This window comes from Pseudomonas sp. DrBHI1, from assembly GCF_002205115.1.
GTDB lineage: Bacteria > Pseudomonadota > Gammaproteobacteria > Pseudomonadales > Pseudomonadaceae > Aquipseudomonas > Aquipseudomonas mosselii.
This window is the reverse complement of the sequence record NZ_NIBE01000131.1, coordinates 1-6,767: the sequence shown is the minus strand read 5'-3', so window position 1 is coordinate 6,767 and position 6,767 is coordinate 1. Positions and strand designations below refer to the sequence as shown.

The 6,767-nt window shown below is 66.7% G+C and carries 6 protein-coding genes and 1 pseudogene; 2 read left to right on the top strand and 5 right to left on the bottom strand.

The genetic code is table 11. The features are described 5' to 3' along the window. Together CC207_RS24270 and CC207_RS24265 are read right to left on the bottom strand one after the other, a co-directional pair. The coding region (locus tag CC207_RS24270) for a substrate-binding domain-containing protein (protein ID WP_088852906.1) at positions 1-1,243 on the bottom strand (1,243 nt) is incomplete at its 3' end. Between the two features lie 102 nt (positions 1,244-1,345). Further along, on the bottom strand, positions 1,346-2,743 hold the full coding sequence (locus CC207_RS24265) for a cytosine permease (RefSeq protein WP_028691790.1): 1,398 nt from the start codon (positions 2,741-2,743) through the stop codon (positions 1,346-1,348). A 261-nt stretch (positions 2,744-3,004) separates the two neighbouring features. Here CC207_RS24265 and CC207_RS24260 point away from each other — a divergent pair, with 261 nt between their 5' ends. Further along, positions 3,005-3,892 carry an EamA family transporter gene (locus CC207_RS24260; RefSeq protein WP_028691789.1) on the top strand — a complete coding sequence of 296 codons (888 nt, stop codon included), beginning with the start codon at positions 3,005-3,007 and terminating at the stop codon, positions 3,890-3,892. A gap of 18 nt (positions 3,893-3,910) precedes the next feature. Here CC207_RS24260 and CC207_RS24255 read toward each other — a convergent pair whose 3' ends face one another. Together CC207_RS24255 and CC207_RS24250 are read right to left on the bottom strand one after the other, a co-directional pair. Further along, positions 3,911-4,525 (bottom strand): LysE family translocator, encoded by a 615-nt coding sequence (locus CC207_RS24255; RefSeq protein WP_088852898.1) that lies wholly within the window; start codon positions 4,523-4,525, stop codon positions 3,911-3,913. A 34-nt stretch (positions 4,526-4,559) separates the two neighbouring features. Next, on the bottom strand, positions 4,560-5,480 hold the full coding sequence (locus tag CC207_RS24250) for a LysR family transcriptional regulator (protein WP_088852897.1): 921 nt from the start codon (positions 5,478-5,480) through the stop codon (positions 4,560-4,562). 104 nt (positions 5,481-5,584) lie between these two features. Between CC207_RS24250 and CC207_RS24245 the strand changes: the two genes are divergently transcribed. Then, positions 5,585-6,238 (top strand): oxygen-insensitive NAD(P)H-dependent nitroreductase NfsB, encoded by a 654-nt coding sequence (locus CC207_RS24245; RefSeq protein WP_028691787.1) that lies wholly within the window; start codon positions 5,585-5,587, stop codon positions 6,236-6,238. A gap of 93 nt (positions 6,239-6,331) precedes the next feature. On the opposite strand, the pseudogene CC207_RS27275 reads toward CC207_RS24245, so the two are convergent. Continuing rightward, positions 6,332-6,767 (bottom strand): annotated as a pseudogene (locus CC207_RS27275) (hypothetical protein); the annotation flags it as partial.

Here is a 6,767-nt window from a genome sequence, read left to right as displayed (position 1 = left end):
CCGGCAGTTCGTCGCCCATGCCCGCCACGTCCCTGACCTGCACTCCGGTCCGGGCCAGCTCCCGGCGTACCGCCATGGCCCGCAGGCGTGACAGCAGCGCGGCGCGGCCCGGCGTCTCCTTGGGGTCGCCGAAACCCACCAGCACCACCTTGCCCTGCAACTTGCCGGCCTGGCGCAGGTAATCGCCGACCCGCTGCACATCGCGCAAGGCCTTGTTGTCCAGGCCGGCGCTGCCCTCCTGGAAGCGGAAGTTCACGCTCAGGCGCTGCGCCTCGCCGGCCAACGCCCGGTAACGCGGCGGCATGTCGGTCTGGGCCGCGACCTGCTGTGGCTTGATCTGCTGGGAAACGAAGCCCTGCTCGGCGACGATGGCCTGGCCGGCGGGGCTCTGGGCGAACTCGGCGAGTGCCCTGGCTTGCGGCGCGGAGTGAGCGGGGAGGTAGAAGAACAGTCGACGCGACAATGGGTAGTCCTCGCTGGCCACCAAGGCACGGCTGGGCGCCAATGCCGGTGCGTCGCCTTCGGCCACTGCCAGCGCCTTGGCCCTGTGGACCGTGGCCAGGCCGCTGAAGCCGATGGCCTGGCGGTCGGCCGTGACTTGGGCCGCCAGTTCGTCGGCGGACTCGAAGCGCCGTGCCTCGCTGGCCAGTGTCGCTTTCTGAGGCGCGAGTACCAAGGCCTTGAACGTTTCGAAGGTGCCGGAGCGGTCATCGCGGGCATACAGGTGGATCGCTCCGCCAGGCACGCCCAGTTGCTCCCAGCGCTGCAACTGGCCGGAAAACACCTGGGCCAGTTGCTCGGTGGTCAGTTGGCTGAGCGGGTTGTCCGGGTGAACGATCACCGCCACGCCATCCAGGCCGATCACCTGTTCCGAGCCGGCGCCGCGCAGGTTGCCCAAGGCCTGTAACTGTTGCGCCTCGCTGTCGCTGATCGGTCGCGAGGCCGCGGCCAAGTCAGCCTCACCCCGGGCCAGCGCGGCAAATCCGGTGCTGGTGCCGTGGGCGGCGATTTTGATGCGCACGGGCTGGCCGTTCGCATCAACGGCGTGGATCTCGGTTTCGTTGGCCGTGGCACCGGGCCAACGCGCGATGGCACTTGCGCCCTGCGCCTGTAGCAGCCCCTGCACCAAGGCCGGGCCAAGGGCCGCGCCGATGGTGTTGGAGCCCTGGATACGCAGTTGCGCGGGCCCGGCGCTAGCCAGGCCCGGGAGCAGGCATAGCAGAAGGAGTAGCAGGCGGGGCATGCCGGAGACCTGTGGCACAGAGTTGCACTGCAGATTACGACAGTTGCTTGACCAAAAAATGACAGCGCCCCGGCGAGCGCTGCCAGCTTTTTGCAACCCGGCTCAGCGCGCCTCAGGCACGATGATCCCGGCCGGCGCCTCGGCCGCCCGGCGGCGGGCCACGCAGTAATACAGCACGCTCGGCACCACCAGGCCGATCAGCCACGACACATCCACGCCACCCAGGTGCGCGACCATGGGCCCGGTGTACAGCTTGGTATCGATGAACGGCATCTGCACCAGCACGCCGAAGGTGTACACGCCGATGCCCGGCCAGTTCCAGCGCCCGTAGCGGCCGTCAGGGTCGGCCAGTGCCGGGATGTCGTAGCGTTCCTTGGTGATGAAGTAGTAGTCCACCAGGTTCACCGCGCTCCATGGCACGAAGAAGGTCAGCAGGAACAGGATGAACGACTTGAACGCAGTGAGGAACGAATGCTGGCCGAGCAGGGCGACCAGGGTCGCAGCGCCGACGATACCAAGCACGAACACCAGGCGCTGGACCCGACTGATCTGCAGGTGACCCCGGAAACCGCTGATGATCGTGGCGATGCACATGAAGCTGCCGTAGCTGTTGAGGGTGGAGATGGTCACCTTGCCAAAGGCAATGCTGAAGTACAGCAGCGCCGCCGTGGTGCCGGCGCCGCCCAGGCCGACGATGTAGGCCACTTCGCGCCCGGAGAACTGGCCACCGGCGATGGCCGCGGCGAACACGCCGAGGATCATCGAGGCCTGGGCGCCGATCACCGAGCCCAGGCCGGCGGCGAGGAAGGTCTTGAGCGGCGAGGTATGGCTGGGCAGGTAGCGCGAGTAGTCGGCCACGTACGGGCCGAAGGCGATCTGCCAGGACGCCGCCAGCGACACCGCCAGCAGGAAGCTGGCCCAGCTGAAGTGGCGGTTGTCGAGCAACTGGCCGATGTCGGCGAGCATCAGGATGCGGCTGAACAGGTAGACGAAGGCGATGATCCCCAGCACGCTGGCCACGCGCCCGATCCAGTGGATCACCCGGTAGCCGGCCAGGGTCGCCAGCACGATCACCCCGGCGAAGATGAGAATACCGGCGCTGTCGCTGATGCTCAGCAACTGGCCGATGGCCTGGCCGGACAGCACCGCGCCGGTGGCGGTGAAGCCCAGGTACATCAGGCACACCAGGGCCATGGGGATGGCCGCGCCGTACACGCCGAACTGTACGCGGCTGGAGATCATCTGCGGTAGCCCCAGGCGCGGGCCCTGGGCGGCGTGCAGGGCCATCACCGCGCCACCGACCAGTTGCCCGAGCAGCAGGCCGATCAACGACCAGAACACATCGCCGCCCAGCACCACGGCCAAGGCGCCGGTGACGATCGCGGTAATCTGCAGGTTGGCTCCCAGCCACAGGGTGAATTGGCTGTAGACGCGTCCATGGCGTTCAGACTCGGGGATGTAGTCGATCGAGCGGCGCTCGATCACGGGTTTGCTGGACATCGGGGAGGGCTCCGCTTCGTTGTTTTTGTGAAAGGCGGCGGCTATCGGCGGGACGCAGGGCGGATGGCCGAAGCCCGATATGAGCATGTATATACAAGTCTGGTCAAGTGAAGCTTGCGCAGGTTTTTGTCGGTGTCGCGAGGCCATCACAGCCGACTGTTGCGCAAGGCTGGCGCGCAACTGTGCTGGTCCGAGGCAGCGCGATGCCCTTATGCTGTAACCAAATATGTCTATAACAAGCCTGAAGAAGGAATGCGTGCCATGCCACTCAAGGACCTGCTGATCGCCCTGGTGGTGATCATCGCCTGGGGCGTCAATTTCGTGGTCATCAAGGTGGGCCTCGACGGCCTGCCGCCGATGCTGCTCGGGGCATTGCGCTTTCTGCTGGTGGCCTTTCCGGCGGTGTTCCTGATCAAGCGTCCGAACTTGCCCTGGCGTTGGCTGATCGCCTACGGCGCGACCATCTCCCTGGGCCAGTTCGCCTTCCTGTTCCAGGCCATGGCCAGTGGCATGCCGCCGGGGCTGGCCTCGCTGGTGCTGCAGTCCCAGGCGTTCTTCACCCTGGGCTTTGCCGCGCTGTTCCTCGGCGAGCGGCTGCGCCTGGCCAGCGTGCTGGGCCTGCTGGTGGCCGCCGGCGGCCTGGCGGTGATCGGCAGCGAGGACAGTGGCCACGTGCCGTTGCTGGCACTGCTGCTGACCCTGTGCGGCGGCGCCATGTGGGGCATGGGCAACATCATCACCCGGCGCTTCGGCAAGGTCGACCTGGTCGCCCTGGTGATCTGGGGCGGGTTGATCCCGCCGCTGCCGTTCCTGGCACTGTCCTGGTGGCTGGAAGGCCCCGTGCGCATAGGCCATGCCCTGGCCAACATCGGCCTAAGCTCGGTGCTGGCCCTGGCCTACCTGGCCTTCGTCGCCACCATGGTCGGCTACAGCCTGTGGAGCACTCTGTTGTCGCGCCACCCGGCGGGCAAGGTGGCGCCATTCTCGCTGCTGGTACCGGTGGTCGGCCTGAGCTCCTCGGCCCTGCTGCTGGGCGAGCGCCTGAGCGAGGCCCAGGGCTGGGGCGCGCTGCTGGTGATGCTCGGGCTGCTGATCAATGTGTTCGGGCCGCGGCTTGGGGTACGTCTGCGCGCGGCCACCGTGCGCTGAAACGCTGCTGTACAGCTGTCAGCGCTGGGCGAACGCCAGGTTGATGCCAAGCCCGGCGAACGAGGCGGCGAAGCTGCGGCGCAGCCAGGCCTGTACCTGGGGCGAGTCGATCACGGTGCGGCGGAACAGATGGGCGAGCAGGCCGTAGATCACGAAGACGACGAAGGTCATGGCCATGAACACCGCGCTCAGGCCGAGCATCTGCACGGTCGCGGAACCGGCCTGGGGGCTGATGAACTGCGGCAGGAAGGCGAGGAAGAACAGCGTCAGCTTGGGGTTGAGGATGTTCAGCAGGCAGGCCTTGAGCACCAGCTGGCCGGCGGCGGTTGGAGTGGCCTGGGTGTCCACGGCGAAGGCCGCGCGATCGCGCCAGGTGGCATAGGCCAGGTACAGCAGGTAGGCGACGCCGGCGAACTTCAAGCCCTGGAAGGCCAGGGCGCTGGTGTGCAGCAAGGCCGAGAGGCCGAGCACCGAGGCCAGCAGGTGCGGGACGATACCCAGGGTGCAGCCGGTGGCGGTCCACAGGCAGGCGCGGCGCCCGGCCACCAAGGCGCTGGAAACGGTGAGAATGACCCCGCTGCCGGGAATCAGCACGATGATCAGCGCGGTAACGAGAAATTCCAGGCTCGGCATGAATGACAGCTCCTTGCAGTCGGGGGTGGATGCACTATACGCCCGGTGACAGCGGCTGCAACATGCCGTCCGGGCGCAGCGTGGCGAAGCGCTCGCGCAGCCATTGGTGCAACTGGGCCACCGCCGGGGTGAGCTGCTTGCGGTGCGGGCACACCAGGGTCACCGGGGTCAGCTCGCCGGGGTGTTCGGGCAGCAGGACCTCCAGCTCGCCGGCGGCGACATTGGCGCTGACATCCAGCCACGACTTGTAGACGATGCCTTCGCCTTCCAGCGCCCAGCGCCGGACCACATCGGCGTCGTCGCTGAACAGCGGCCCGCGCACCTGCACGGTGCGGTTGCCGAGCCGCCATTTGTCGTAGACCCGGCTTTGCTGCAGGTACAGCAGGCAGTCGTGCTGCTGCAGCTCGTCAGGGCTGCCCGGCCGGCCATGGCGGGCCAGGTAGTCGGGCGAGGCCACCAGCACCCGACGGTTCCACGGCGCCAGCGGCAGGGCGATGTAGTTGGCGTCCTCGTTCTGGCCGTAGCGGATGGCGACATCCACCGGATCGCGGTAGAGGTCGGCCAGCTGGTCGGAGAGGAACAAGCGCAGTCCGAGCCCCGGATGCTCGCGGCGAAACGCGCTGAGCCAGGGCCGCAACAGGTTGCGCCCCATGTCCGAGGGCGCCGCCACCTGCAGCACGCCGCGCAGGCAGCTGTGGCTGCCGTGCAGGTCCTCGCGACCCTGGCGCAGGGCGTCGAGCACGCGCTGGGCGGTGGGCAGGTACAGCTCGCCCTCGGCGGTCAGGCGCAGGCTGCGAGTGGTGCGGGCGAACAGGCGCACATCCAGTTCGCGTTCCAGGCGCTTGATCGCCGCCGCCACCTGGCCGGGCAGCAGGTCGGCCTCGTGGGCCGCGGCGGTGAAGCTGCCCAGGGCGCTGGCACGGGCGAACAGTTCGAGGTCGTTGATGCGCAGCATTTTCACTCCAGGGATGAAAGTGTTGCTGCATTGTGCTGGTTTTTCTTTACCGCCGGGAAGATAAGATGCGGCTCATTCACGATCCCTTTTAGGAATTGCCGTAGATGGATACCGTTGCCCTCGCCAAACGCCGTTACACCACCAAAGCCTACGACGCCAGCCGCAAGATTCCCCAGGCCACCATCGATGCCTTGCTCGAGCAGCTGCGCCACAGCCCGTCCTCGGTCAACTCGCAGCCTTGGCACTTCGTCGTGGCCGACAGCGCCGAAGGCAAGGCGCGCCTGGCCAAGGCCACCGACGAGCGTTTCGCCTACAACAGCCCGAAGCTGCGCGATGCCTCCCATGTGATCGTGTTCGCCGCCCGCACCAACATGACCGAAGGCCACCTGCAGGCGGTGCTGGCGCAGGAGGCCGCCGACGGGCGCTTCCGCACCGAGCAGGCCCGTGATGGCCAGGACCAGACCCGTCGCGGCTACGTCGACCTGCACCGCTATGATTTCAAGGACCTGCAGCACTGGATGGAGAAGCAGGTCTACCTGGCCCTGGGCACCGCACTGCTGGGCGCAGCCGCCCACGGCCTGGACGCCACGCCGATCGAAGGCTTCGACGCCAAGGCCCTGGACGCCGAACTGGGCCTGCGCGAGCAGGGCTTCACCAGCGTGGTGCTGCTGAGCCTGGGCTATCGCAGCGAGGAGGATTTCAATGCCGGGCTGAGCAAGTCGCGGTTGGCGGCGGCGGAGGTGTTTACTTTTCTGTGATTGATGGTAGGTAGGGCTGTACCTTGCAACTATCAGGTGAATAGCCGTGTTCTGGCTGCCACGCCCTCCATGCCGAACGAGATCAGTCTGGCTCTACGGCTGACCGATACTGTCGACCCCATGGGGCGTATCCTTCTCGATATCGGGAGTTTGACTTTGGCTCTTGGGCCGACGTTTAGAGGCACGGGTTTTCCTCTCCGGCCGTTTGCCAGGGCGTATGGCCCAGAGGTAGGCATTTTCCCGCAGCCTTTCCTGGATATGGGGGGGGTAATCGTCAACTGTGGTTAGTGCCGGGACGGGTTTTCCCGGCAGGCCGGCTTCACGGATAATCTTGGGCCATCGAGGCTTCCAGCACAGCAGGAGGCTCATCCAGTGGCCTGTTCCGATGATCAGGAAGGCAGGAGAGATCAGCAGCAGACCGCACTTGATGACGCGTGGTGAACTGCGGAAGTAGTGGGTCAGGCCTTCGAACTGAGGCGTGAAGGCTTGCCAGGGCCAAGGGAAGTGCGAGGTGATGTGGGGGCGCGGT